Raw genomic sequence first — 26,350 nt, forward strand, 5'->3', positions numbered from 1 at the left:
GGGCTGCTTGGATTAAAATAATTTCCATGAGCAAGGTCTGGAAAAACAAAGAGTGGGATGCCTACCTCTATCTTCTTCCGGCAGTGTCGATCATCCTTTTTTTTCATGTGATGCCCATTTTTCTCGCAGCTTTTGTCAGCCTTCAGGAATGGGACCTGATGAGCCCTGCGAAATTCGTCGGGCTTTCAAATTACAGGTCCATCCTGCAGAGCGATGAATTCTATTCTTCCCTCAAACATACGGTATATTTTTCCCTGGGAAGCGTACCCGGCGGAATCCTGCTGGCCCTGTTCATAGCAATTCTGCTCAACAGTAAAATCAAGGGGCTCTCCTTTTACCGCACACTCTATTTTATCCCTGTGATCACCTCCATCAACGCGGTGGCGATTGTCTGGAAATGGATCTATCACGGGCAGTATGGGCTTCTCAATTATTTGATAGGTTTCCTGGGTTTTCCCTCTCAGGACTGGCTTCAGGACCCGCGCTTCGCAATGCCGGCCATCATCATGATGAGCATCTGGAAAGGACTGGGATACAATGTGGTGATTTTTCTGGCAGGGCTGCAGAACGTGCCCGGGTATCTGTATGAAGCTGCCCGCATTGACGGAGCCAATGCCTGGGAGCGCTTCCGGCACGTCACCTGGCCGCTGCTCTCGCCTGTCACCTATTTTGTGCTGGTGATGTCCACAATTTCCTCTTTCCAGGTATTCGCCCAGGTCTATATGATGACTCCCAACGGCGGCCCCATGGGCAGCACCACAGTGATTGTTTTCTACCTTTACCAGTATGCCTTCAGGCAGTATAAATTCGGCTACGCCTCAGCGTTGGCCTTTATTCTCTTCCTGATCATCCTGACCATGACTCTTCTGCAGAAGTTTTTTGTGGAGAAGAAGGTACACTATTCATGAGCCGCATAAAACTGAGTCCTTCGAAATTCCTGATCCACCTGATCCTGCTGCTGGGCGCAATAGCCATGGTGATGCCCTTTTACTGGATGGTCTCGACTTCGCTCAAAACCTCTCAGGAAGTTCTGCAGTTCCCGCCTAAACTCTGGCCGGACACCATGCAGTGGGGAAATTACGCTGAAGCTTTCACCAAGCAGCCCTTTGGCCGCTATTTTCTGAATACTTTTTTCATTGCGCTCGCCACTACCGGGGGCCAGTTACTTCTGGGATCCCTCGCTGCCTTTGCTTTCACTTTCATGGAATTCCCCCTGAAAAACACTATTTTCATGCTGCTACTTTCCACAATGATGATCCCCCAGCAGGCGCTTTTGATCCCGGATTACATTGTCCTCTCCAAACTGGGCTGGATCGATACTTTCAACGCACTGATCGTGCCCTGGATGGGTTCTGTCTTTACCATTTTCCTGCTCAGGCAGTTTTTCATGCAGCTTCCAAAGGACCTGTATGATGCGGCCAAAATCGACGGCTGCACCAAATTGCGTTTCTTTTTCCAGATCATCCTGCCACTTTCCGTGCCTCCGATGATCACAGCCGGGATCTTCAACTTTCTGGGCAGCTGGAACAGTTTCCTCTGGCCCCTGATGGTCACCAATTCCCAGGAGATGCGCACGATCCAGGTGGGCTTAGCTTATTTTTCGCAGGATTCCGGGACAGCCTGGGAACTCCTGAGCGCGGCGGCCACATTCTGTACACTGCCGCTGGTCATCGGCTATTTCATGGCTCAGAAGCAGTTCATCGAAGGCGTTGCCAGATCGGGGATGAAGGAATGAAAATATTTCTGGTTATCCTGCTGTTCATCGGATTGCCCCTGTTCGCCGACACAGAGGACGATAAGGCCGAGGCCAGCGCCAGGATCCGCGCCAGGCTGGAGCAGCAGTGGCAGGCCAAAAATTATTATTTCAACACGATTTACCAGATGGAGCGGGAACAGTGGGACAAAGCCATGTACAGTGCCCAGAAAGTCCTTGAACTGTCTCCTGACGACCAGCGGGTCAGAATACTGATCCAGGAAATCGAGTCCAAGCGCTGGGAAGGTTATAAGAAGCTTTATCACGATGATTCCCCGGCCCGCAAGACGATCGGCATCAAGTTCGACTGGAACAAGGTGGATACTTTCGCTGAGGAAGTGATCCCGGTCTGCACTGAATCAATGAAGTATTTCACACTGGGCGAACGGGCGTTCGAGCTCGGAAGCACGGAAGTGGCCGAGTCTTATTACAAGATGGCGATCTCCAAGTCGCCCGGATTTGGTACGGCTTATCAGCGTCTCGGAGAGATTTATTTCGTCAGGGACGACAAGGAACTGGCTTCTTTCTGTTTCAACAAATCTGTGGAGTATCAGAAATACAGTCAGGAAAACAGGCTCTGCCTTGCCAACCTTCTGCTGCTTGCCCATGATTATGATGAAACCGAGAAGGTTCTTGCCGAGATCAGGAAGCTCGACTCTGAAAGCGAAGTCGCGGCTGTGGCGCGGGGGATGGAATTCAGAGTGAAGCGGGAACGGATGATGTACGGGCTGATGGCTGAACAGAAAATCGACGAAGAGAGGTTCGTGAATCTCTCGGCCAGGCAGGAAAAGGAACTCTACACCTATGCCTTCGGACATTTCTATTTCCTGGAAAAAGCGAGACAGGCGAATCCGGACTTCTGGTTCATCAATTACCTGCTCGCCTATGCTCACATCATGATTTTCAGCAAGAACGAAGCTCTTACAGCCATCGATACAGCCGGAAATCAGGCTCCTAAAAGTTATCTGCCATATCTGTCCAAGCTGAGGCAGTATGTTTCGGAACTGGAGCTCAAGCCGTACCAGTATGACTCGCTGGATTTCCACATGGCCCGCGCGAAAATGCTTTTCGAAAAACAGTTTTACAATGACGCGGTCAGCGAACTGGTGGTGGCGCTAAGCCTGAGCCCTGATTCAGTGAACGCGCATCTGATGATGGGAAAATGTTTTTCAGCGCTGAACAACCTGACCAGGGCGATCGCTGAATTCCGCCAGTGTGTCAGCCTGGACTCCAAAAACATCGAGGGCCATTATCTGCTCGGCGTTGAGTATCAGAAGGTGCATCAGTACGAGGATGCCGTGGATACCCTGAAAACCGCCTGCCAGCTCGATCCGAAAAACACGGATGCGCTTGTGAGACTCGGCGATGCCTATCTCAGCCTGGAGGATTACGTCTCATCCCTGGATTCCTTTAAAAAAGCCGTGGAAATCAATAAAGAACTGCCGTATGCCTATCTCAGCATGGGTACGGTTTTCACAGAGCAGTCCGAATTCGAGCGGGCGATTGAAAGTTTCGAGACAGCCATCGGTTTCAAGAAAGACTATGTGAACGCTTACGTGAATCTCGGCATTGTTTATTACAGGCTCTGGGAAATCAAAAACGACGAGACCTATCTGGTGAAGGCGATTTCCGCGACCGATGAAGCCCTTAAATATGAACCGGACAACGAAATCATCAAAGATTACCTCAATTTCTACAAATCAAAAAAATAAATGGCCGGCAGAGGATTGGTTCATATCGTCACTTACGGCTGCCAGATGAACGAGCATGACAGCGAAAACATCACCGGCCGCCTTGTGGCTGCCGGATTTGAGATCACAGACAGCCCTGACGCAGCGGATGTGATCATTGTCAACACCTGCATTGTCAGGCAGAGCGCCGAAGAGCGGGCGGTCGGCCAGCTTAATTCGCTCTTCAAGCACAAGCGCGACCGGGGTGCCCTGATCGGCTGTGCAGGCTGCCTCTCATCTGCATACGGCCGCAAACTGCTGAAAAAAATTCCGCATCTTGATTTTGTGCTTACGCCTCAGGATATCGGGGATGTAGCTGAAATCATCGATGATGCGAGAAAAAAGCGTGTCGTCTCCGAATACAGGGAGCGGGCCTTTATCCCTGACAACAGATTCAACCTGAAGAAGAATGCTTACAGATACTGGGTTTCCATCATGAAGGGCTGCAACAATTATTGTTCATACTGCATTGTCCCATTCACCAGGGGCAGGGAAGTTTCCAGGCCGGCAGGGGAGATCCTGGACGAGATTAAAAGGCTTGCAGCCGGCGGAGCCCGTGAATTCGTGCTGCTCGGGCAGAACGTCAATTCCTACGGGAGAGGCCTTGCCGAACCCCTGGATTTTGTCGGACTCCTGCGAGCGATAGATGCGATTGGCGGAGATTTCAGGGTGAAATACATGACATCGCATCCCAGGGATTTTTCCCTGGAACTTGTCGAATTCATCAGAGAATCGGATAAAATCTGCCGCCATTTCCACCTGCCTCTCCAGTCCGGGTCTGACTGCATCCTGACGGCGATGAACAGACAGTATACTCTGGAGCACTATGCCGGAATCGTGGATTACATTCATGCGAAGGTCCCGGGAGCGTGCATCACCACTGATATCATTGTGGGCTTTCCAGGAGAAACTGACGACGATTTCGAAAGAACGCTTTCAGCTGTTGAGAGATTCCGATTCAACGGCCTCTATAGTTTTTACTATTCCGACCGGCCTGGTACTGCCGCAGAGAAGATGGAAGGAAAAATTCCTCTTGCCATCAGAAAAGAACGGCTGCGGCGGTTGATTGCAGCTCAGGATCTAATCACAGCCGGGATTCATGCAGGGATGGTGGGGCTTGAAACCAGAGTGCTGGTCGAGCGCTGGTCAGGGAGGCCCGGCCAGGTGTTCGGGCATGATTCTGAAAACAGGGTGCTCGTTTTTGACGGAGATGAGAGCATGTTCGGAAAGTTCATCACAGTCAGGATCAAGGAAGCAGGGAAATGGGCGTTCAAGGCTGAAAAGATCTAAGTTGATTTTTTTTATCGCTTGTTTACTGCAAGAAGTTAGTAAGTTAGTTGGTTGGTAAGTTTATATGTGTGGAAATATCGTTTGCTGGTTAATAGGTGAATATTGTGATTCTAAATGGTAAAATCTTAGCTGGAGAATTATTTTTTTGAATAAAGTGAAGGAGGAACTATGGATTGCCCGGTCTGTTCCAAGGCTATGACAACAGAAGACTTTGGCGGAGTCCAGGTGGACGTCTGCCAGAATTGCGGAGGCATCTGGTTCGACATGCTGGAGCTGAGAAAGCTGGATGAACCTGCCGAAGGCAGCGGGCCCGCAATGGAAAAAGCCTTGAGCGCGGCCCTTGCCGACGACACGAAGCGCAGCCCGATCAGTTGTCCGTACTGCAAGATCGGGCTCAAGAGGCATAAATATCAGTTCAACAAGGATGTGACTATCGACGAGTGCTATGAATGCGGAGGTATCTTCCTCGACGCAGGAGAACTCAAGCTGATCAAGCAGGGATTTATGGATCAGGAAAAGCGTGCCAGGTTCTGCGAAAACCTTTTGCGGAACATACCTGAGTATGAACAGAGTCTGGAAGAGCAGCGGCTGCGGCAGGAAAAGCTCGGCAAGCTTTTCAGAGTCATCGATAAAGTCAATCCTGACTTTTAGCAGAAACCGTCAAATCAGGAGGTAACATGGATCAAGTCAAGGGATTTGTTTCAATCATCATCGGAGCGATCATTCTTTTCTACGTTTCACAATTCGCGGACGACCTTCAGTATTTTATTGGAAAGTTCCACGAGGAGCTGCACAGCGACTACATGGCGCAAAATGCCTATGAAAACGTGATTGAACAGTATGGAAACTGCATCCCGGACGCCAAAGAACGGCTGGCGGCAATGGGTGTGCAGCGCTATGTCAAGGAACTTGCTGATGAGAAAAAATACCGGGAATGGCTCCAGAAATACAGCAATCAGCCGCCCAAGCCCAAGGATGACAATTAAGGGCGGTTTTTCAGCAGATCATACAGATAGCCTGAGTAATAATTAAGATATTTCAGGAGTTCCAGAGCTGAGAGTAATAAAAATTCAGGCAGAGGAAATCTGCGGAAATAGATTTGAAGTGTAAATGGAAGCTGGAATTTCCTGACTTTCGGTAATCCGCCATACAGGCGGGCGAATCTGGCCCTGCCCAGACCGTATCTGAAATATTTCAGGCAGAAAGCGATCAGGTCCTCCGGGATATCATGGTATACCCAAGCCTCTTTCAGGAAAATGATTTCCTTTTTTCTGAAATTGAGCGAAAAGGCTACGTCTTCGCATGAAAAATCGAAACGCTCATCAAAGGTCAGTCCTGTATTGCGCACAGAGAAGTTGCATGACACGAACAGACGGCTTGAATGTTTCCAGGTGAACGGCTGTGCTGCGAAATACCACCCCAGAATTCCACCGGTTTCCTTGTGCCTGATGTTTCCCGCGATCCCCATTGCTTCCGGGTGATCCTGATAAGCTCTGCGGTAAGTTCCCAGCAGCTTTTCTGATGCAATCGCGTCATCGTCCAGAAAAATCAGGTGCGAACCACGCGCCACCCTGATGGCTGCATTTCTGGCGCAGGCCGGTCCCGGTTTGGTGCAGCACAGGAAGCGGGCTTCCGTGTACACTGTTGTCAGGTTTTCATAAGCAGAAGCTGAACTTACGATTACCAGGATTTCATCGCCTTCAGTCAGCTTATTCTTTAGTGATCCGAGAAGTCTCCCCAGGCGATCCGGTCTGACTGAAGGTACAATGATGCTGAAAGTGATTCTTTCCATAGGATTAAGTTTATTCGTTAATCTGATGCTTGGCAAATTCAGGCAGACTTATCCAAGCTTTTTATTGACTGCCGGTGGTTAATTTTAGTAGAATTTCTGACAAGAAGTCAGAACGGAGAATTCAGATGTCTAACCCGAAAGTGGAAATCATTGCCGCCAATTACAACTATACCTTCCAGGTTTACAAGTCCGAAAGCGTTTCGCATGAAAACCTGTATATGATTCTGAAGAAGGACGAACTCTCCACGGATCTGGAGAAAATGAAGCCCGGTTTTTTCAAGATCGAGAAATATCTCGGTGCAATCATGGCCATTTTCGCCTATCCCCTCAAAGAAATGATTGAAGTTCTAAGGGAAGGAGTGTTGAGCAAGCTGGAAGTCCCTGTGCTGGAAACTGCCAGGGTTCTCTTTGTGCCTGGCTACATCCTGTTTTCAGGTAAAAGTTCCCCCGCCAAAATGGCCCTGCAGATTCTCAGCCCTTTCGTCAACATCTCTACCAGCTATCTGAAAGCAGACCCGGAAAAAATGAGGGAAATCCTCGAACAGGCTGCAGTCATCAAGTCCATTCAATTCAGAAACATTCCCCATTCGGAAGTGGACAGGATAACGCTGGCAGGCGAACTTGAGGATGTTTACAATTTCGGTTCCCTCCCGCTTCGCGAAGCTGAGATCACACATTTCACCGGCGTCTATAATACTCCGCTGGGTATCCGCAATCTGAAATTTTCCCAGAACGGCAGGATCCAGATCGCAAAATCCAAAAAATCCGCGATTACTCTGGAGCTGATCGACTGGGTACTGAAAATTTTCGGTGGATCATGATTTCCCAGCTGATCCAGAGCGTAAAGGAACTGATCAGGCACGGCAGCCTCGAAGAAGCCAGGAATGGCATCCGGGAGGCAGCAAAACTTTCGCACGATGCTGCACTTCCCTTTCTGTACAGCCTGTTCTCCGACCAGCAGTTTTCATTATGCCAGATTGCCTGCGATGAACTGGTGGGCCTGGGAAAACCTGCGCTCACCTATCTGAAAAATCTTTATACAACAGCCGATGAAAATCAGAAGTACTGGTCCATCAGAACCCTGATCCGCGGGGGCAAGCCTGAAGTGGATTTCCTTGCGGAAATTGCCCTGAAAGAGAAAGAAGAGATCTGCGCATTCCTGGCTACTCAGCTTTCCGCGGTTTCGGATCCTGAGCTGGCCATTCCGGTTTTGATCGCCCTGTTCAAGAAAGACAACTGGCTGATCAAAAAAAACTGCGCTCAATCAATGATTGCCATCGGCAAACCGGCAGTGCCGCACCTGAAAAAACTCTTTTCAGGGCGGGGGCGTGATCTGAAGTACTGGGTGATCAAGGTGTTGGCGGATATCATGGGCAAGGATCTTTATCCCTTCCTCGAAAAAATGCTTTCTGAGAACCCGGATACACATGGTTACTATGCAATGGTGGGCCTGGACGAAATCAACACCCCGGACAGTCAGCAGCTCCTGGTCGACATTCTGAATCACAAAAAATGGCTGCTGCGTGCCGAGGCCGCTGAGATACTCAGAAAAAAAGGTAAAGATATTGTACCTCTTTTGAAAAAAGCTTTCCGGAAAAAACACCCGGAACAGCAATACTGGATTATTATACTGCTCTCGGAAATCATGGAAAACCGGGCGCTGCCCTTTCTCAAGGAAATCGTGCAGAATCAGGGTTCTGAACTCAGGCATTATGCCGTCACTGCCCTGGGACAGGTGAAAACCAGTGAGTCAGTGACGTTGCTGATCGACTGTCTGGACGACCGGGCCTGGATTGTACGCAAGGAAGCAGCCAAGGCCTTGCAGATGATGGGTTCCATAGCCCTGCCGGCTGTGCAGCTCGGGGTCTTGGACTTACGGGAAAACGTCTGCTTCTGGTGCATCCACATTTTATCAGAGCTCGCCAACTGGGACCTCAACCTTTATCTGCCCCTGCTTTCCCACCCTGACAAAAAACGCCGGATTTTCGCCGTACAGCAGGCATTGAATATCAGAAACAAGGACATTATCCGTCATACTGTGCCGCTGCTGGCTGACAAGCACTGGGCAGTACGCAGGGAGGCCGCCGACGTCCTCGTGAAAATGGGAAGGACCGGCCTGGAAACTTTTGTCAAGTACATCCTTGAGCGGGAGCAGAATCCTCATCTGGAGTACTGGGCCGCCTACATCGTAGGCAAGCTGCCGATCGACACGATCAAGCAGTTCCTGTCCGAATACCTCACAGCCAGCAGCCAGGACCGTGAGATCACACTGGCTTTGCACCTGTTATGTTCGATCGCTTCTGAAGAAGCCTGGGAACTCACGATCCAGAAATACATTTCAGGAGACAAGTATTTCCGCAGACGATTCCGCGAGCTGATCAAGACCCAGGATTTGAATTGCCTGATCCGGCCTTTTTTAAAGGCACTGAGACGCACTCCTCCGGAAATTTCCCTGGAAATATCTGAAATCTTATCCTCAATCTCCACGCTGGAAAAATTCAAGATCGTGCGCGAAGAATTCTTCCGCAGCACAGAAGATCAGGCCATCTGGATGATCAAGATCCTTGCGAATTCCCCGCATCCTGCAAAATATCAGTTCCTGATGGACATCCTGATCCGGGACAAGCGGGAAAAGGTCAAGGCGGAATCTGTGGGCTATCTTGGAGCCATCAAGGAAGGCAGCATCAACCAGGTGGTTTACAAGGTCTACATGTCCGGGACTGATGAGGAAAAAATGCTGATTTTGAATACATACAATGGACGGCCGGACGAAATCATGATCAGAGAGCTGATCTCCACTCTCACCAAACTTCCCAAGCAGCAGGCATTCTGGGTAGCCAAGTTTCTCCAGAAATACCTCGGCGTCTATCAAAAGCTTTATCAGGAAATCATGAAGGAATCCGACTTGAAAACCAAAGAATGGGTCGCGTTTATCCTAAAATAGGCTGGACAGATAATTAAAGGCCAGGCTGAAGGATGAAGCCTTTCTGGTGGGCAGATTGTCGCTGCGGCGCAGTTCGAGAAATTCTCCGCAGGATGAGCAGAAGATGTTGTGGATGTCGTTGGCGTGGCTGTTCGGGCAGACTCTGATGTATTCATCATTCTGCTCTGGTTCCTCTTTTTTGGGAGCTACTGCCTTGAGCTTTGAAGTGAGGGTCTTGCCACAGAGATTGCAAAGTCTGGCTGTGTCACGATTCTTGGTGCCGCATTCCATGCAGATGATGCCTGGAGAAAGTTTTGTACCGCAGTTAACGCATTTTTCCAGTGACTGGTGATAGTTGATTTCGCATCTGGGACAGAACATGGTGGGCTCCTTATCGGAAAATATCAAATCCGTTTTAAATGATATCGGAAGAAGAGCAGGATAAATTACTTTTCCGAACTATCCCAGATGCTTTTATCGCTGTCGCGGGATTTATCTGAGAAATATGATTCTTTGCTTTCGAGCTGCACATAATTGAGCATCTGACTGTCAAAGGAAGAAGTTTCCTTGACCTCGTAGTAAAGGTCTTTCTGATAACCGGGATCGACAAAATCAAAGAAGACGATTTCGCCTTTCTGGTCATAGATCTTGAGAATGCATTTCAGGTATTTTTTGATGGAAATATAACGGTAATTGGTTCCAAACCAGAGATATTCCTGAGTGATTTCCCCTGCTTCAGAGAGTTCCAGCTCAACGAATCCGTCCAGCCTGTATTTTTGAATTGTCTCAGCCCTTCTTTTTTTGTCATGCGGAATGTCGTGGGCCGAATCCAGAGAGGTCAGGTCCAGGATCTCGGAACTGGAAAACACGATTTCGCCGGTGATGCCTGCTTCGATTGTACCGTCCAGAAAGACAACCCCTTTCGGACTCTGCCGGTTGAACTTGGTGAGTCCGAGCCGTTTGACGCCGGGATTCTGGGTGGTGATGAAGTAAGTCAGGTCAGTTAAAGCTTCCTGAGGGTAGCAGTAGCGGATCATCTTTCCGTAAAGCCGCCATTCGGCGTTCTGATATGGGAAACACCAGGCCGAGGTCGCGAGCAGCATGATTATGAAAAAAAATGGTTTCATCATTTTATTCTACCTCCTGAAGTGAAGTGATGTTTCAGCCTGGCCTTTACAAGATGAAAGATCCCCAGACCGAAATTGATGCAGAAATCTGAGATCAGCGGCCTGGACCTGTAAAAATTGATCCTGTTCCGGCCGATGTTCTCGAATTTTTTTCCGTGCAGATTGCAGATGTAGACTATTTCGCTGGCGATGCTGTAACGGATCCCTACCAGGTTGCTGAGGATCAGTTCCAGAGCATGGCGATTCATGATCCTGAGGCCTGATTCGATATCGCGGATTTTTACTCCGAGCAGGATAGTGGCGATCAGGCTCAGAATCCGGTTGCCGGTTTTCTGCCAGAGCGGATAGAGTTGAAATTCTCTGGAAACGATCAGTACATCCAGGTCTTTTTTTTTAAACCTGTCCATATACTGCGGAAGCATTTTCAGGTTGTGCTGTCCGTCAGCATCCAGGGTTACCACAGGAAATTGTGATTCTGCATAGTTGAGGGCCCGGGCCAGCCCCTTTTTCAGAGCAGAGGAAAGTCCAAGATTCGTCCTGTGCTCCAGGATCTCGATTGAAGTACTGCCGGCTGCGAAATTGCTGAGCAGCCGCCCGCTCATGTCAGTGGAACCGTCGTTCACGAAAATTGCCCGGTCCTGATCAGAGAACACTGTCTGAAATTCCGAGAAAAATGCAGGAAGGTATGCTTCCTCGTTATAAACTGGGATGACGTAAAGCATGTTTTAGATAATTACCTGCTAAATAATATTGCTGGATTGCGGTTTGCGGTTTGTAAGTTCATAAGTTGGTAAGTTCTAGCAGGTTTTCCTCCAACTTATAAACTTACAATCTTATAAACCTAAAGGCGCCGAAAAACGAGCGCAGTCCAGCGCCTTTTGTTCCAACTATCTCGCATACTCCGTCGAGCGGATTTCCCGGACGACTACGACCTTGATCTCACCAGGGTATTCCAGCGATTCCTCGACTTTTTTTGAGATATCCCGGGCCAGCTTATAGGTCAGATTGTCATCGATCTCCTCGGGTTTGACGATCACCCGGAGTTCTCTGCCGGCCTGAATCGCGTATGTCTTGTCGACACCAGGAAAGCTCGAGGCTACATTTTCCAGTTCCTGCAGCCGCTTAATATAGGCTTCGATGCTTTCATGCCTGGCTCCGTATCTGGCTGCAGAGATGGCGTCTGCAGTGGCTACGAGCACTGCTTCTATGGTCTGCGGTTTTTCTTCCTCATGATGAGCGAGGATCGCATTGATCACAGGCTCCTTTTCACCGTTCCTCTTTGCCATTTCCGCTCCCAGCTGGGTATGTGTGCCTTCAATTTCATGGTCAATGGCCTTGCCGATGTCGTGGAGCAGCCCGGCCCGCTTGGCAAGCGTCACGTCGCATTTGAGCTCCGCAGCCATGGCTGCGGCGAGAGTGGCGACTTCCAGGGAATGGGCCAGCACGTTCTGGCCATAGCTGGTACGATAATGCAGCCGCCCCAGCGCTTTGACGATCTCCGCGGATACTTTCACGCCCATTGATTCAGCGGCTTCATTTCCCTTTTCCTTGATCTTTTCCTCGATCTCCTTCTCAACTTTCTGAACCATTTCTTCAATTCTGGCTGGATGGATCCTGCCGTCAGCCACCAGGCGCTCCAGCACGATGCGGGCTATTTCTCTGCGGATGTTGTTAAAGCCGGAAATGACGACTGCCTCAGGAGTGTCGTCGATGATGATGTTGACTCCGAGCAGGGATTCCAGGGTACGGATGTTGCGGCCTTCCCTGCCGATGATCCTTCCCTTCATTTCATCGTTGGGGAGGGGTACCACTGATACAGTGGTGTCGTTGGCATGATCGACCGCCACTTTCTGGATGGCAATGGAAACGATATCTTTGGCCTTTTTATCGGCCGTGTCCTTGATTTCCTCTTCACCTTTCCTGATCCGGACCGCTATTTCCAGTTCCAGATCCTTTTCCACTTCTTTCAGAAGAATATCCTTGGCCTGTTCTGCGGACAGATTCGCGATTTTTTCCAGCCTGTTTTTCCAGGCTGCCAGGACTTCTTCTGTCTGCTGTTCGCGTTCCTTGATTTTGTTATCGCGTTCTTTCAGGGTGACGCCCAGCTTTTCCTGTTCCTCAGTACGCTTATCCAATTTTTCTTCCCGCTGGATGATACGTGTTTCCAGACGGGAAAGTTCGGTTTTCTTGTCCCTTGTTTCTTTTTCGAATTTTCTTTCCAGGTCCTTCCTTACATTGATCCTTAATTCCTTGATCTCAAGGTCGGCCTTCTGCTTCAGCACATCGATATCTTTGTCGGCTTCAGCTTTGATTTGCAGGGCGGTCTGTGTTGCCTGTTTGATCTTTTTGTGGTTGATTACAGGGTACAAAGCGCATGCAACGACAATCCCGATGACGAATGCTAAAATGGCGTAAGATAGCGTCAAAGAGCACCTCCTATATTTTTAAGGCAAGAGTTTCTAAATACAAAAAAATGGCACTGTGGAATATGAGAAAACAGACATTTTTCGTACTGAGAAGCTCTATGCCGCGTCTACTACGGCCTGTGAGAATTGTACCAGTCACCATCGTCACTGTCAATCCGGAAGGAACATTTTTTCCTGACTGATGCAATCTATTGAGCTTTTACCTGGCCAAAGAAGCATTGAAAATTGCGAAAGCGGCCAGTAGAATGGAATTCGTTGGACAGTTAAAGATCAATAATGCTTGCCTATTCCCTTCCGGCTTTGTATAATGAATTTCAGCAAAAACCGTGGACTGCGGGTCTCATTAAAAAAACAGGGGAAGTTACCGGAGGTAGGAATGAGAACCGCATTTATTTTCGTTTTCTTTTGTATTTCAGCTTATGCCATGCCTGCTGCCCTGCTCGATCAGGCTAATCTGCAGAATGGTCCTTATTACCTTGATGGCACAGACATGTTCCTGACCGAAGCCGCCCAGTTTTTCCAACTGCACGGCAAAGAGGATTTGTCCCTGCTTCAGCACAAGCCGATCAAGACCCAGATCGGCGGTAAAGAACAGTTCTGGTCCATGAACATCTCCACCAAACAGTTCGAGAAGATCAACGCCACTCTGAGAGCTGTAACAGCCCATGCGTATATTTATGTGGAGGAAGGACAGACCGTTTCTGACCAGACGATCACCAGATTCTCTTCCGAATTTGACAATAACATCTATCCGAATGACCACAAGTATTATGGCAGCGAATGGAATCCCGGCATAGACTTTGACGAGCGGGTTACCATGTTTTTCCTGGACATCAAGGATGGATACGATCCCCAGACTTCACCCGGCTTCGTGGCTGGCTATTACTTTCCTATGAACGAGTATTCCACCAAGACCTTCGAATATTCCAACGAACGCGAAATGCTCTATATAGACACCAATCCTGCGACTCCTTCCAGCAAAATGACTTATTCGGTGATTGCCCATGAATTCCAGCATATGATTCACTGGAACGTGGACCCCAGGGAAGAAGTCTGGCTCAACGAATCCTGCGCCCAGCTCGCCATGAAAACCTGTGGATACGAACATCCCAATCAGATCTTCGCCTATATCCTGAATCCCAAGCTCTCCCTTCCGGCCTGGGATAAAAAAGTAATGCTGGAAAACTATGGGGCAGTCTATCTCTGGAATTATTACCTGGCCTCCAAGTTCAGTTCCCCTGATTATGAGAATTTTACCCTGAAGCTGGTCGCCAACCAGAAGCACGGACTGGACAGCGTCAGCGATACACTGGCCCAGATCGGGGTGACAGAAGACCTGACCAAGATTTTTGCAGACTGGGCTGTAGCCAACATCATCAACAGCAGGGGTTCGGATTATGGATACGACAGTACGATGGGCATGAAGCTCCACCCCACTAAAACTTATGTTGCTGACACCGGCGACTGGGTTTCGGACAAAGTGCTCAAGTTCAGCGCAGATTATCTGCAGTTCTCATACAATGTGCCGTTCCTGCCCCTTTTCCCGACCCTGATCGACAAGATCACTGTGCGTTCCGACAAGGCAGGCGTTGTGGTCTGGGGAGTCAACGGCTGGCAGACCCCGATTTCGGAGTATCTGCCGCCGGATTCCACACTGGATGACGGACGGATCAAGACTGCGCTCAAGTCAAGAAGCGGTAAATTCGAGGCAGATCTCGGGCCTTTCAAGATTCTTTCCAAGCAGGAAGTCAAGCAGCTTAACTTTGTTTTCCGCTATGAAGACGGCACATTGAGCCAGGAATATACTGTGCCGGTCACCTCGATCGACATGACCAAGGAGAATCAAAACACTCTCAAGCTCAGTTTCGATGGGAGTTCCTGGTTTTTCAGCAAGACTTTCCAGCTTTATCTGGTCAAATTCGATTCCAGGAATCTGGAATCCACTCTCAAGATCGATAAACTGACCCTGGGCTCTGACAATAAACTGACAGTGCAGGTCGATGATTACGGTACTCTGTTCGATACAGTGATCCTGATTCCGATCAACACCACAGACAGTTCTTCGCTATCCTACAAGTACAAGGCCGAACTGTTGACTTCCCCCAAAAGCGCTCTCCATGATGTGCATGTGCTGAAATCACTGCAGGCCAGGGCTCTGGAAAAGCTTAATCATCAGGATATAGACTCCTATCTGCAGTACCTGGACAGAATCGAAGCAGTGACTGCTGTTGCCGGAGAACGGATATTCAGGGAATCAACAAAACCGGAAACGACGCAGACGCAGCTGAAATCCGACGAGCAGGACACTTCTCATGATAATCTTGGTTACCTGGTGAGCAAAAAACAGGAAATCATCGACGGGCTGACCCATCTGAAGATAGACCCGGTATACTTGGAAGGACAGATCAAGCAGATGCTTCAGCTTCTTGAGATCAACCTCCATTTCCCGCATATTCCATTCCCCAACGGATTAGCTCTCAGGGATTACAACGAGGAAGCTGCCAAGGCTTATCTTGCTCAGCTGACCCAACTTGGGCCACAGGGTGTGCAGGCATCAGACCTGGAACTGCTGAGACGGCTGACTCTGGGCGAGAACTTTGTGGAGCAGAGCTATGACAAAAGCCTGCTGCTCGCCGAAGACGCAACACTCTCCCTGTTTCGCCTGATCCTTCTCTTCGCCCACAGCACTGATATTGTAAGCCTTGCTCTTGATGGTGCCACCAACCTTCCTCTGATCGGTCCATACGCTGAGACAATCAAGTTCAAGCTGATTGAGAAGATCACCGTGCTGTTTCAGCGCGTGGTGAGTTACGGCTCCCAGAGCCTGCCTTCGCCATACAGCAGCATTGTCCCCATAGCCTCTGATCTGATGGTGAAGGTCTTTTTCAAGGTGATGCACATCGATCCGCAGGGAAGCCCATATGAGGCAGGCTTCATGAAGGAGCTGGCAGTCAAGACCATCGGAAAATATGTGCTTTCCTCGCTTCCAGTGATCGGCTATGTCCCGCTGACGCAGAATAATGTGGACCTGGGTGTGAACCTGGTCAATCAGAAGGAGTTCAGCCTGAGTCAGAAAGACGCTCTGGCAAAGGTCTGGGAAGGGGACAGCTCGATACTTGGCATTATGAACAAGCGGGTTGACGGTGTTCTCTCCACCTGCGACAGGGATAGACAGTTATCAGGTATCGCCAATGCCGTATCCGATGTGACAGCTATCACCAGCGCCATCGATCCGACAGTGATTTCCAAAGTGCTCACAATAGCGGGTAAGGTCGCGAGCGGCGGGTTCCTGGTTCATGCAATCGGCACTTCGGGATGTGGCTATTATAAAGAACTTCCTGATTTTACCGTTCAAGCCGTGAATAAAAGCTTTTTCCCGGACAGGGAGTGCATGCCTGAGAAGGTGAAATCTCCATATCTTTATAAAGAGAACTCGCTGGCTCCGCTGCTTGCCAGTTCGGCTCAGACCCTGATTTCCAAGTATCTGGATCGGCTGGAACGGGTGAAAAATGCTGCAGTGAAACAGGATGCAGCTCAGATGAAGCTCTGCCTGCCTTCATTCCTGGAATCAGACACGGATCTGAACAGGGCAGAAGAGAGCGTCACCCAGATCCTGGGTTCGAAAATTCGACAGGGTCAAGACAGCAGGGCGGAAGAGATGCTGACCGAGATCCAGAATCAGGACCTCAACCGGGCAAATTTCTTTGCTGAACTGATTGCCCAGGATTACCTCGCAGCCCATAAGTATGACAACAAGGAAATCCTGAACAAGCTTGAGCAGCTGGCAGGAATTATCAAAAACGCCTATCAGAATTTCGGAAGCCAGCTGAACAGCTATTTCTCAGGTTCTGTCTCTACTCCTCCACTCATTGTTGTCACTCAGCTGAGTGAACTGAGGGAGATCGAAGCTGGGAAATCCCTGGAACTGAAGCTGACACTCAGCAATGTCGGATCTGATTCCACCGGGAATTTCAAGTTTGACATCTATCAGCCGGAAAATTTAGAAATCAGCCAGAGCTCTTGGGATCTCAACCTCTCGCAGGGGGAGGAGCGAGATCTGACGGTAAGAGTCAACGCAAAGGGCGACGGTTATAAAGGGCTTACATCCATAGGTTACGGTGTCAGCGGAAACTGCGTGCCTGGCAGCAACGGCAGCATCTGGATCAAAGTGAAGTAACCGTTTTAACAGTAAGACAAGTCAAGGGCAGCTCAGGGCTGCCCTTTTTCTTCAGGTTTGTATTCAATGATGTCGCCAGGCTGGCACTGCAGGGCCTCGCACATCCCTTCCAGAGTTGAGAGCTTGACAACCTTGATTTTGCCTGTCTTGAAATTGGACAGGTTCACGATGGAGATCCCGAGTTTTTCCGAAAGTTCTGTCAGTTTCATCTTCTTTTTGGCTAATTCAACGTCGAGCCTGATGATTATAGGCATGTTTTTCTCCAGTTTTTCATCCCAACAGCTCCGATTGCTCCATTTTCTTTGAAAGAACCAGCACTGACAACAAATACAGGAACAGAGTCAGGCATGCCAGATAGGCCAGTGCAGTGAAAAAAAACTGAACTTCCCCGTTGCCGAAAGCAAACTCGTTCTCCAGAATTTTGAGCTTTGCCGTGAAGTAGCTCCAGTCAGGAAATGCATAATAAAGCAGGGCAAAAATTGATTTGAATCCTACTGCGATAGCTTTGAGGATTCCGGTCCAGATCGAAGCCTTGTATCCGGCATAGAGATATCCCTGGACAAATGTCTGTTCGCCAATGAAAAACCAGCAGGCGAACCCTGAATAGGTGCCGATCAGGAGTGTAGCCAGTAAAAGCAGTGCAATTTTGGAAAGATCGAGTATGAAACGTAAGAATTCGGCTGCAGGCAGGCCTATTCCAAGGTCAAGACCAAGATAAAGCGAGCTGAAAACCAGGATCAGAAAATTTATCAGAAACAAAATTCCCGTCACTGCAGCCACGGCCAAAAACAATGAAAGCACCCAGATTGACGGCTGCACCGGGCGCGTGAAGACAAGGCGCAGGCTTTGATTCACCTGGCCGCGTACCAGCAGCATCAATGAAAAAGTAGCGACCATGAAAGGAAGAAGATTGATGTAACTTTCAATCACTGCCAGTTTTTCCAGACCTTCCCTGCTGGAAATCTCACTCCTTACCTGGGTCCCGTATATGAACAGCATGAGCACAAATATGGCAATCACAAGGCTGATCGTATCCCTGGAACGGAGGAGATATCTGAGATCATAAATCACCTGTTCTCTGATCTGCTTCATTTATCCTCCCCGAGTACCTGTCGAAATGCATCTTCCAGGCTGCGTCTCTTCAGATGACATTCGTATAACACAACATTTCTGCTGCGGCAGTATTCGGCGATCTGAGGCAGTCTGGAAGTCTCGAATTCCAGAATCAGCCTGTTCTGAACTCTGGAAACCAGTTCTGCGAACTCAGGGACTTCACAACTTCCGATTTCAGCAGTATAGCGTTCGATGTCTGTAGACATGAGATTATCCAGAGTGTCCTGCCTGATCACTCTTCCTTTATTGATAATCACCGCCTTTGTGCAGAGCTGTTCTACTTCGGACAGCATGTGGGAATTCATGATAATGGTTTTGCCTTCCGAAGAGAGTTCCAGCAGGATATCCCGCAGATCCATCAGCATGATCGGGTCCAGGCCTCGCGATAATTCATCCAGGAAGTAAACTTCGGGATCATTGGCCAGGCAGATCGCTATCCCGAGTCTTTGTTTCATGCCTTTTGAACATTGGCCCACTTTGAGCTTTTCAAAATCAGTCAAGCCGACTCTGCCGATCAGCTCCCGGATTTTCTTTTCGTTGCAGTCATTTTTATAGAGACCTGAATAGTAGGTCACAGTTTCTCTGATGTTAAGAAATTCCGGATAAAGAGGCTCTTCAGGAAGATAGGCCACCCGCTCGAAAACAGGAGCGCCCGGATATGGAGATGAACCAAGCAGCGAGACTGAGCCTGTAGTGGGTTTGATCAGCCCCAGCATGCAGAGCATGGCTGTAGTCTTGCCTGCTCCGTTGGGGCCGAGCAGCGCGAGAAAATCGCCTTTTTCCACTGCCAGGTCCACATCTGACAGTGCTTTCAGGTATTTGCTTTTTCCTGTCCGATAGGAAACAGAGAGTTTTTCCGTTCTGACCATTGTTTCCATCATTCCCCCCCGTTTTCCAGAGTCTGTTTTGCCAGTCTGGTCAGGTAATCGTCTCGGCTGATGCCCAGACCGCGTTCCAGACCCCTGAGATTTGCGTCGATTTCTTTGCCCAGGGTTTCGGGATTTATGGCTCCAACGTGCATGCTGGATACTTTTCCCAGAATGTTGATCAGGACAGTGACTGGAATTGATTTTACGTTAACTTTTTCAGCAATACTCGGGATTTCCGGAAAACCCACAGGATAAGTTACTCCTGACTCAGCCAGAACACTGTCCAGGGCTTTCCTGTCTTTTTCCTGGTCCAGGCTGATGCCGATAAAAAGCACAGGTTTATCGCGGAGTTTCTCGAAGTATTTCTCGAAATCCGGCAGTTCAGATTTGCAGGGAGGGCACCAGGAGGCGAAAAAGTTGATGATGATCACCTTTTTGCCTATGCTTTCAGTAATATCAAGCGATTCGCCGCTGAGAAGCCTGATCCGCGCTTCAGGGAAGTATTGCCCCTGCCTGGCATAGGAATTCAGCTGGTCCATGATCCCGGATTTCATTGCACCTGCATCAGGCAGCTGCTTGATTTTGATGTGAAATACTGTCAGAACCATGCCGGTCAATAACAGAAGAATGACTATAGCCCGCTGTCGTTTTTCCATGTTCCTGTCTCCAAACAGATCTGATCGACTTTTTTATTATAGCACGATAAAATTATAATGTTAATAAAATATTAACGAGATACATTAAGAAATTAAAAATAGTTTAACAATTAAATCTTATGAATATTTACCAAATGAAAAAGGGCTCTGGTTAGAGCCCTTTCGGTTTAGCATTCCGAAAAGTTACTTGGGAACCGGGCAGTTGCCGCCGTCGCATCCGCCGTCATCATCATCAGGTGGAGGAGGAAGCGGGCAGTTGTCGCCATCGCAGTCACCGGTCAGTTTAGGAAGCGGGCAGTTATCGCCATCGCATCCACCGCCGTTATCATCATCAGGTGGCGGAGGAACCGGGCAATTGTCGCCGTCACAGTCACCGGTCAGCTTGGGAAGCGGGCAGTTGTCGCCGTCGCATCCACCGCCGTGGTCATCATCAGGTGGCGGAGGAACCGGGCAGTTGTCGCCGTCGCAGTCGCCACAGACAATCCCCTGGGCAGTGACTGGAGTGCCGGCCATGGCCAGTGAGGCCACGAAAAGAATCAGTAGTACCAACACACTCTTCATACTTATGCCTCCTTATATACTTGCTTGAATAAATTATACCATGAAACCAGTTGAAAGTCAAAACTTCAATTCAGGGTTGCCAAAAGAGCTTCCAGTTCTTCGACAGACTTTGTACCAAGCATCAGCTGTTCGCCGGTTTTGCTCACTACCAGTATGTCCGGAATGTACTCAAGTCCGAACTGCTTGAAAACGCTGCCGGATTTGTCCAGCAGGCAGGGGAGCTGGATACTGGCAGACCCGAAGTAGTCTGTGACCTGCTGCGTGGTTTCGCGGTAATTGATGGCTGTGAAATCGCAGGTCGGGTATTTGTTGCGGATGGCATTGATCTGGGGCAGTTCTTTCTGGCAGGCGCCGCACCAGGTGGCAAAAAAGACGAACACGTGATTTTTCTGTCCCAGATTATCATTCAGCGTGAATGTCTTGTTTGGATCATCATAGTATGTCAGGCTGAAATTCGGAGTCTGAACCCTGTCCATGGTAAGTTCGTCCGGCTGAATCTCATCTGCCTGAAGAGCCGGGCAGAAGCCGGCAGCAGCTAAAACCAGCAAAATGAGGGCTACGATCTTCATCATACCTCCCGGGAGATTGATAATATAATTTTATCCGTAAACCAAAGCCTGTCAACATTTTCCATGTTACAATATGTCTAAAGCAAAAGCTTGTATTGACGGGACGTAGCTAGCAAACCATAAAATCCATGCGAAAACTCTTGATTTTCGACTTTTTACCGATATAATGAATGTATAAAGTATAGTACTCAGTAATTTGTATTCATAAATTTATCCTGAGAATTGTGGGCAGAGCGCAGTGGTGATACCTTTTCACTGGAGTGAAAATGAAAAAGGTTCTTTTACTGCTTTTAGTTGCAGGTCTCATGTTTCCCTTGCTCGCCAGGGGTGAGACGTTCAATGCAAACAACAAAGACGACTATTCCACCGGCCTGATTATACCCGAAGGAGATCAGATTTACCGGATGCCGCAACTTCTTGGCAGAGTTCATGAATTCCTGCAGGCCATGCTCGGGCAAGCCGGCAGCAAGGACCGGGAAATCATCAGCGGCTTGATGAAGATTCTGGATGGGAGCGGTGCAATCGGATTCAAAATCGACACCCGCGATGACAGCATTGGTTTCTTTGAGCCGGGCTTAGTGTACTGCCAGGATCCTGGTCTGAAACCCCCTGTGCAGTATTCCGCCAAGGACCGCGGGCTGGTGCTGGGCATTGCCAGATACCTGGATGTAGTGAATCGACATGTTTTCGACGGCAAATATCGATATCCAAAGACCGTGACTGCAGTGGTCAACGATGTGCATGTCAACGATAACCAGCCGATCACTTCAGGAACTCCCTATGTGGTGAAGATCAATTATACAGTGCTCCTCACCCATCTCACTGCCACTGAACCGGTGGAAGACAGATTTATCGGCACTTTCAATGAAGATGTATTCATCACGGATGTACATCCCGAACAGTAAAAAAAACCATCATATTTTAGTGAAAAAGAGGTGCAGACACCTCTTTTTTTTTAAGAGATAGTCATGAATCGTCCGGAAGCATTGAAAAGGCTCGACATCATCCAGTTTGGGATCACTGATTTCTGCAACCTGCGCTGCGTGATGTGCGTGCAGAGCGAAGTCGAGTTCCAGCAGTTAAAAAAGTACTGTTTCAGCCTTGAGCAGTTCCGCTCTGTCATCGACAGCATGCTGGATAGCGGGCTCCATGCCAATGCCTTGTATTTCTATAATGTGGGAGAAATTTTCCTGGCGCCTGACTTTTTATCGATGCTTTCTTACGCTTTTGAGCAGAATACGGAAAACAGAATTTTCGACTGGGTTTTTCTCAATACAAATGCCACTCTGATTGATAGGGAATCAGCTGAATCTCTGCTTGGAATTCTTGAGATGCAGGCTCAGAAAACGAGGGTTGTGATTGATTTTTCGCTGGATGCCAGTTCAGCTTCTGTTTATGGGAAAATCCGCCGAAACGGTGATTTTGACCTGGTTCAGGAAAATGTCCGTAATTTAGTAATCAGGAGAACTGAACGAGGTACCTCTAACTTGAACTTCATTTTCCAGATCGTGATTCAACCCAGGAATTTTCACGAAGTCGGGTCTTTCGTAGATTACTGGTCCGGGTTTCTCGAACAGCTCTCTCTTTCACATGCACTGCTTCCGATGGAAAATCTTTCCTATACCACGGTGCTGAAAGAGGGCTGCGATATCATCAACCTGCGTCCATTGTCTATCTGCCATGAGAAGGAATTCGACCGTTCAACCCGGAAACTCTGGGAATTCTGGGTGGAAAAGCTGATCAGGGGCGGCAGTCCTGCTCTCCCGGAGATTCCGGACGATGATTGGAAAATAGCCTCTCTGGACCGTTTGCAGATAGCGGAAGGGAAAGATCTGGCAAAAGTCCGCAAAATTATTCCCTGGGAACATCAGAGAAAAAATCCCTGCCCGTTCCCGTTTAAAAGTGCGCTGATCTTACCGAGCGGTGAGGTTACAGTCTGCTGCTTTGAGCCTTTCAGCCTTGGAAACCTTGATCAAAACACTTTCAGTGAGATCTGGTTTTCTAAGACAGCCTCTGAGAAAAGGGAGGCCAGCGTCAGGCGGGATTTTGCTCGTCTCTCAGCCAACTGCCCGACCTGCCCAGTAGCAGAAGACACATTTTTTGATTATCTGCAACTCTCTGAGATTGACGAGATTTTCAGCGGAAAACCTGAGATTATCGACCTGGTCCTCTCGGATTGCGGAGAAAAAGTTTTAATGAAAGCTGATTTTTTTCTGAGGAAAGGCCGATACGGGCTGGCCCTGCAACTCTGCCGGAGTCTGCCTGAAGGGATTGAGCGGGGTGAGTTTACCCATTACGCTGCATGTCTCGCTCAGTCGGATGGGTTTGACAGCGAAGCCCTGGAATTTTTATTACTGGCTGAGCAATCTGACCCTGACTCTGTCAGGGTCAGACTGACGGAAGCCCTGATCAACTCGGGGCGATATGCAGAAGCCGAAGCGAGGCTGCAGAGGCTTGAGCCTGGAGATCAGAGAGGCAGGCTTTATTACAGGCTTGGAAGGGACTACCTGAGGGATAATCCTGCTGAAGCTGAGCGCTGCCTGATCACAGCAGAACAGGAAATGGACGATCCTAAGGAAGCTAAGGCACATCTGAGAAACATCAGGATTTCTTTGTAAAAAGGCTGTCTCACTCTTTCAGATTACTGTTCCAGCAAGCCCGATTTCTTCAATGTTTCGAATACTATTTCAGCCATCACTCTGTTGCCTTCTGCATTGCAATGGCCGTCAGGCAGGAAAAAATCGTCTCTGTTCATTCCGTTTTTCCATAAATCATCGAATCCAGTCTTAAGATCGATCAAAGGGATCCCGAATTTCTCCGCAACCTCCCGCATCTCTTTGATTTCATCCTCAGGGTAGTTCAGAAATAAGATTGCAGAGCCATGTTTTTGGGCTTCAGAGATAAATTCACGATAGTCCGTCCTGAGCCAGTCCCCGATTTTCTGTCTGTCGAATTCCAGGCTGATCAGCCTCTTTATCCATGACAGGGCCTGCCTGTTGCCGGCCTTGCGAAAATATTCGCCTGCTTTAACCAGATTTTCCTGCCTCTGATAGTATTCAGCCATGCTGTTCAGCAGATAGGCACTGCCTGGAGTCAGCGCTTCAGCGTCCAGAAAATATTTTTCCGCCTCCTGCCGCTCAGCGGCATTGCGGCTCTGGGATTTGATCAATCCTTTCAGGACATAGATGTCGGCGAGCGATTCGGGATCAGACAGGTGCAGGGACAGAGCCTGGTCAAAGCATCTGATAGTATTGGCCAGGTCATTCAGCCTGGAATGGACACGCCCCAGATTATAGTGGAGCATTGCGTGATCAGGATGCCTGCTGATGCCCTCCGAGAGGATTGTCAAAGCAGCGGAGTACTTTTTCTGATCATAGTAGAATTCTCCCAGGGCGTTGCAGGAGTTGCCGTTGTCCGGAAGTTTCAGCGCTGATTCCAGCCATTCGCGGCAGAGGTCCGGTCTGGAAAGTGCATCAAAGGATTCCGCCAGTCCAATCAAGGGGGCTGTATTTCCCGGATGAAGCCGGATAGCTTCCCGGAACAGTTTGATTGCAGTTCTCGGTCTGCCTGAGTCAAGCGCTTCCAGTCCCTGCTTTAGTGGATCATCATTTGCCACAATTTCAGAAGTATGGGGCTGAGTGGGTATTTCACCTTCCCCCGGGCGGGAAAGGGGCGGGTGAAGGTACTCCACTTTCGTGGTCAGGGACTCGATCAGAAAGTTCCAGATCTGGAACCAGCTGAGATCGTTTGTTTTATCCCGAAGATTCAGGAGCAGGGAGCGGAAAAGTTTCATGCTTCTGGCATTGTCGCTCAGAAAACGGATCAGCTGCCAGACTGGATTTCCCTTCTCCGGATAGCCGGAAAAATCTGAGTAATTCCGCATCCCTGCCTGGACCAGGATGATTTTAGGGGATGCCGGCAGTTGAGATTCCAGGCGCTGCATGACTTTTCTGGTGTTGCCTCCGCTCACTCCAAGATTGGAGACTGTGAATTTTCTGAGCTGGATATCTTTATTTAACATCTCTTGAAGCATGGAAGGATAGTCTTTTCCCTGAGTTACACCGTAACCAAAGGTGAATGAATCTCCGCAGCAGAAAATCTGAAAATCGTTCCCGCTCGGCGCAACAGATCTGGAATTTACTGTAAACAGCCCGCTGATCCACAATACTGCTTCCAGCAGAATCAGGGAGCAGAGAAATCCGAGAAAAAGTGTCAGAATTTTTTTCAGCATTCCATCTCGCCGCCGCTCAGGCAGCAAAATACTACTAGAAATTAATGACTATGGGAAGTAGTGCTTTATTTATTCACGGGTTGGGATTATAATTCTGTCAATTGGAAATGCCGTTTTGAGAATTAAAGGAGGACGCAGTGGACAGATTGAAAGTTCTGTTACTGATCAGCGTAATTTTTATCGGAGCTGTGATGCTCAGATCCGAAGACAATGGCGCACAGCCTAGACCTGCCGTCAAAAGTGCCATGACCCTGGTGGGGACGGTCAAATTTGTCCACGACGACAGCGGAACCCAGAAGGATGAACTCAAGATCGTCACCGAGGGTGACGAATATCTGGTCGAAGATAATATGATGATCAAGGAACTGATGATATTCAACGGCAGGAAAGTTCAGGTCACAGGTGAATTGAAGAAAGTGATCAAAGTTACAAAATATCAGGTCCAGTCCGACAATAACACTTCACTCACACCAGAGCCGACTCCCAGCGAAGATGCACCAGTGTCGCCAATGCCGGATAATCCGGACAATTCAACCGACGGTTCAGGTTCCGGATCGTAGCCGGGATTTTCTGGATGCCATTTTCTGCTGTTTCTTGATTTCTTTGAACGCATGCGGCGGCAAGGGGTCATCGTCCTGCCAGAGCCCGATTTTTTTAGCCCTGGCCAGCTTTTCCAGTTTATTCAGCGTAAGCTCAGTAGGTGATTCCACCTGATTCCACCAGGCCAGGCCCTGTTTGACCAGTTCTCGATTCAGGCAGTCGCCGTCATTGTTCTTTTCCAGATAAACCCGTCCCGCTATTACTCCGTTATCGTCCCTGCTCTTGACTACTACCTGAATCTGCTTACCATTTACGGCTCTTGCCGAATATTTGCAGGCCATCAACCCATATGGCTGGCGGAGGTCCGGGCAGGCGATCCCGTAAAGCCTGACTTTGAGCTGAGCCGAATCAGTCTGCACGATCAGGGTGTGGCCGTTGATCACTCCGATCACTGAAGCTTTGAAATCTTTATCAGCAGAAGCGAAAGCAATTCCATGGAAAACAGCGAGTATTAAAAAAGTTGTTTTAAGCATGCTCATGAATCATCAATCGGCAGAATCATGTTTTTGTTCATTAAAGAAGGCAAGTCTTTC

General features: G+C 48.9%; 25 protein-coding genes. 12 read left to right on the top strand and 13 right to left on the bottom strand.

Annotated elements, in window-relative coordinates; genetic code table 11:
• Positions 1 to 26: 26 nt before the first annotated feature.
• The 6 genes from PHW04_02030 (at position 27) to PHW04_02055 (ending at position 5,759) form a co-directional block, all read left to right on the top strand.
• Positions 27 to 908, top strand: a complete 882-nt coding sequence (locus tag PHW04_02030; GenBank protein ID MDD2714652.1) for a sugar ABC transporter permease — start codon at positions 27 to 29, stop codon at positions 906 to 908.
• Positions 905 to 1,735 (top strand): carbohydrate ABC transporter permease, encoded by an 831-nt coding sequence (locus PHW04_02035; GenBank protein MDD2714653.1) that lies wholly within the window; start codon positions 905 to 907, stop codon positions 1,733 to 1,735. The genes PHW04_02030 and PHW04_02035 overlap by 4 nt, the downstream gene beginning before the upstream one ends.
• The gene (locus PHW04_02040; protein MDD2714654.1) at positions 1,732 to 3,465 is read left to right on the top strand and encodes a tetratricopeptide repeat protein; all 1,734 of its coding nucleotides are present in this window, start codon (positions 1,732 to 1,734) and stop codon (positions 3,463 to 3,465) included. The genes PHW04_02035 and PHW04_02040 overlap by 4 nt, the downstream gene beginning before the upstream one ends.
• Entirely contained in the window at positions 3,466 to 4,773 is a 1,308-nt protein-coding gene (gene miaB / locus PHW04_02045; GenBank protein MDD2714655.1) for a tRNA (N6-isopentenyl adenosine(37)-C2)-methylthiotransferase MiaB, read from the top strand.
• A gap of 168 nt (positions 4,774 to 4,941) precedes the next feature.
• Positions 4,942 to 5,424, top strand: a complete 483-nt coding sequence (locus PHW04_02050) for a zf-TFIIB domain-containing protein (protein ID MDD2714656.1) — start codon at positions 4,942 to 4,944, stop codon at positions 5,422 to 5,424.
• A 26-nt stretch (positions 5,425 to 5,450) separates the two neighbouring features.
• Positions 5,451 to 5,759: a hypothetical protein gene (locus tag PHW04_02055; protein ID MDD2714657.1), complete on the top strand. Its 309-nt coding sequence runs from the start codon at positions 5,451 to 5,453 to the stop codon at positions 5,757 to 5,759.
• Here PHW04_02055 and PHW04_02060 read toward each other — a convergent pair.
• Positions 5,756 to 6,565 carry a glycosyltransferase gene (locus tag PHW04_02060; GenBank protein MDD2714658.1) on the bottom strand — a complete coding sequence of 270 codons (810 nt, stop codon included), beginning with the start codon at positions 6,563 to 6,565 and terminating at the stop codon, positions 5,756 to 5,758. The genes PHW04_02055 and PHW04_02060 overlap by 4 nt on opposite strands.
• A gap of 125 nt (positions 6,566 to 6,690) precedes the next feature.
• Here PHW04_02060 and PHW04_02065 point away from each other — a divergent pair, with 125 nt between their 5' ends.
• Positions 6,691 to 7,386 (top strand): hypothetical protein, encoded by a 696-nt coding sequence (locus tag PHW04_02065; GenBank protein MDD2714659.1) that lies wholly within the window; start codon positions 6,691 to 6,693, stop codon positions 7,384 to 7,386.
• Complete coding sequence (locus PHW04_02070; GenBank protein MDD2714660.1) at positions 7,383 to 9,509, top strand: HEAT repeat domain-containing protein; 2,127 nt, start codon at positions 7,383 to 7,385, stop codon at positions 9,507 to 9,509. The genes PHW04_02065 and PHW04_02070 overlap by 4 nt, the downstream gene beginning before the upstream one ends.
• Here PHW04_02070 and PHW04_02075 read toward each other — a convergent pair.
• The 4 genes from PHW04_02075 to rny all read right to left on the bottom strand — a co-directional run bounded on the left by PHW04_02075 (position 9,501) and on the right by rny (position 13,041).
• Positions 9,501 to 9,869 (bottom strand): zinc ribbon domain-containing protein, encoded by a 369-nt coding sequence (locus PHW04_02075; protein MDD2714661.1) that lies wholly within the window; start codon positions 9,867 to 9,869, stop codon positions 9,501 to 9,503. The two genes, PHW04_02070 and PHW04_02075, sit on opposite strands and share 9 nt — an antisense overlap.
• Before the next feature lie 65 nt (positions 9,870 to 9,934).
• On the bottom strand, positions 9,935 to 10,615 hold the full coding sequence (locus PHW04_02080; protein ID MDD2714662.1) for a hypothetical protein: 681 nt from the start codon (positions 10,613 to 10,615) through the stop codon (positions 9,935 to 9,937).
• A complete protein-coding gene (locus PHW04_02085; protein MDD2714663.1) occupies positions 10,615 to 11,337 on the bottom strand; it encodes a glycosyltransferase family 2 protein in 723 nt (240 codons plus the stop codon). Before PHW04_02085 ends, PHW04_02080 begins: the two co-directional genes overlap by 1 nt.
• A 165-nt stretch (positions 11,338 to 11,502) precedes the next feature.
• Positions 11,503 to 13,041, bottom strand: coding sequence for a ribonuclease Y (gene rny / locus PHW04_02090; protein ID MDD2714664.1), 1,539 nt, complete (start codon positions 13,039 to 13,041; stop codon positions 11,503 to 11,505).
• 376 nt (positions 13,042 to 13,417) lie between these two features.
• On the opposite strand from rny, the gene PHW04_02095 reads away from it, so the two are divergent.
• Positions 13,418 to 17,218, top strand: a complete 3,801-nt coding sequence (locus tag PHW04_02095; protein MDD2714665.1) for a hypothetical protein — start codon at positions 13,418 to 13,420, stop codon at positions 17,216 to 17,218.
• Positions 17,219 to 17,250: 32 nt separating this feature from the next.
• Here the strand turns inward: PHW04_02095 and PHW04_02100 are convergent, their stop codons facing one another.
• From PHW04_02100 to PHW04_02125, 6 genes are all read right to left on the bottom strand, one after another.
• Positions 17,251 to 17,472, bottom strand: coding sequence for a helix-turn-helix transcriptional regulator (locus PHW04_02100; GenBank protein MDD2714666.1), 222 nt, complete (start codon positions 17,470 to 17,472; stop codon positions 17,251 to 17,253).
• Positions 17,473 to 17,488: 16 nt separating this feature from the next.
• Complete coding sequence (locus PHW04_02105) at positions 17,489 to 18,310, bottom strand: hypothetical protein (GenBank protein ID MDD2714667.1); 822 nt, start codon at positions 18,308 to 18,310, stop codon at positions 17,489 to 17,491.
• Complete coding sequence (locus PHW04_02110; protein MDD2714668.1) at positions 18,307 to 19,209, bottom strand: ABC transporter ATP-binding protein; 903 nt, start codon at positions 19,207 to 19,209, stop codon at positions 18,307 to 18,309. The genes PHW04_02105 and PHW04_02110 overlap by 4 nt, the downstream gene beginning before the upstream one ends.
• A complete protein-coding gene (locus PHW04_02115) occupies positions 19,209 to 19,856 on the bottom strand; it encodes a TlpA disulfide reductase family protein (protein MDD2714669.1) in 648 nt (215 codons plus the stop codon). The genes PHW04_02110 and PHW04_02115 overlap by 1 nt, the downstream gene beginning before the upstream one ends.
• Before the next feature lie 183 nt (positions 19,857 to 20,039).
• Positions 20,040 to 20,417: a hypothetical protein gene (locus PHW04_02120; protein ID MDD2714670.1), complete on the bottom strand. Its 378-nt coding sequence runs from the start codon at positions 20,415 to 20,417 to the stop codon at positions 20,040 to 20,042.
• Between the two features lie 65 nt (positions 20,418 to 20,482).
• Positions 20,483 to 20,986 (bottom strand): TlpA disulfide reductase family protein, encoded by a 504-nt coding sequence (locus tag PHW04_02125; GenBank protein ID MDD2714671.1) that lies wholly within the window; start codon positions 20,984 to 20,986, stop codon positions 20,483 to 20,485.
• Positions 20,987 to 21,252: 266 nt separating this feature from the next.
• On the opposite strand from PHW04_02125, the gene PHW04_02130 reads away from it, so the two are divergent.
• Both PHW04_02130 and PHW04_02135 read left to right on the top strand, forming a co-directional pair.
• Positions 21,253 to 21,891: a hypothetical protein gene (locus PHW04_02130; protein MDD2714672.1), complete on the top strand. Its 639-nt coding sequence runs from the start codon at positions 21,253 to 21,255 to the stop codon at positions 21,889 to 21,891.
• A gap of 63 nt (positions 21,892 to 21,954) precedes the next feature.
• On the top strand, positions 21,955 to 23,604 hold the full coding sequence (locus PHW04_02135; GenBank protein ID MDD2714673.1) for an SPASM domain-containing protein: 1,650 nt from the start codon (positions 21,955 to 21,957) through the stop codon (positions 23,602 to 23,604).
• A gap of 23 nt (positions 23,605 to 23,627) precedes the next feature.
• Here PHW04_02135 and PHW04_02140 read toward each other — a convergent pair whose 3' ends face one another.
• Complete coding sequence (locus PHW04_02140; GenBank protein MDD2714674.1) at positions 23,628 to 25,217, bottom strand: tetratricopeptide repeat protein; 1,590 nt, start codon at positions 25,215 to 25,217, stop codon at positions 23,628 to 23,630.
• A 137-nt stretch (positions 25,218 to 25,354) separates the two neighbouring features.
• Between PHW04_02140 and PHW04_02145 the strand changes: the two genes are divergently transcribed.
• Positions 25,355 to 25,777 carry a hypothetical protein gene (locus PHW04_02145; protein MDD2714675.1) on the top strand — a complete coding sequence of 141 codons (423 nt, stop codon included), beginning with the start codon at positions 25,355 to 25,357 and terminating at the stop codon, positions 25,775 to 25,777.
• Here PHW04_02145 and PHW04_02150 read toward each other — a convergent pair.
• On the bottom strand, positions 25,760 to 26,296 hold the full coding sequence (locus tag PHW04_02150; GenBank protein MDD2714676.1) for a thermonuclease family protein: 537 nt from the start codon (positions 26,294 to 26,296) through the stop codon (positions 25,760 to 25,762). The genes PHW04_02145 and PHW04_02150 overlap by 18 nt on opposite strands.
• Between the last annotated feature and the right edge of the window lie 54 nt (positions 26,297 to 26,350).

The sequence above is a fragment of the Candidatus Wallbacteria bacterium genome, assembly GCA_028687545.1.
In the GTDB taxonomy this organism is placed as follows: Bacteria; Muiribacteriota; JAQTZZ01; order JAQTZZ01; family JAQTZZ01; genus JAQTZZ01.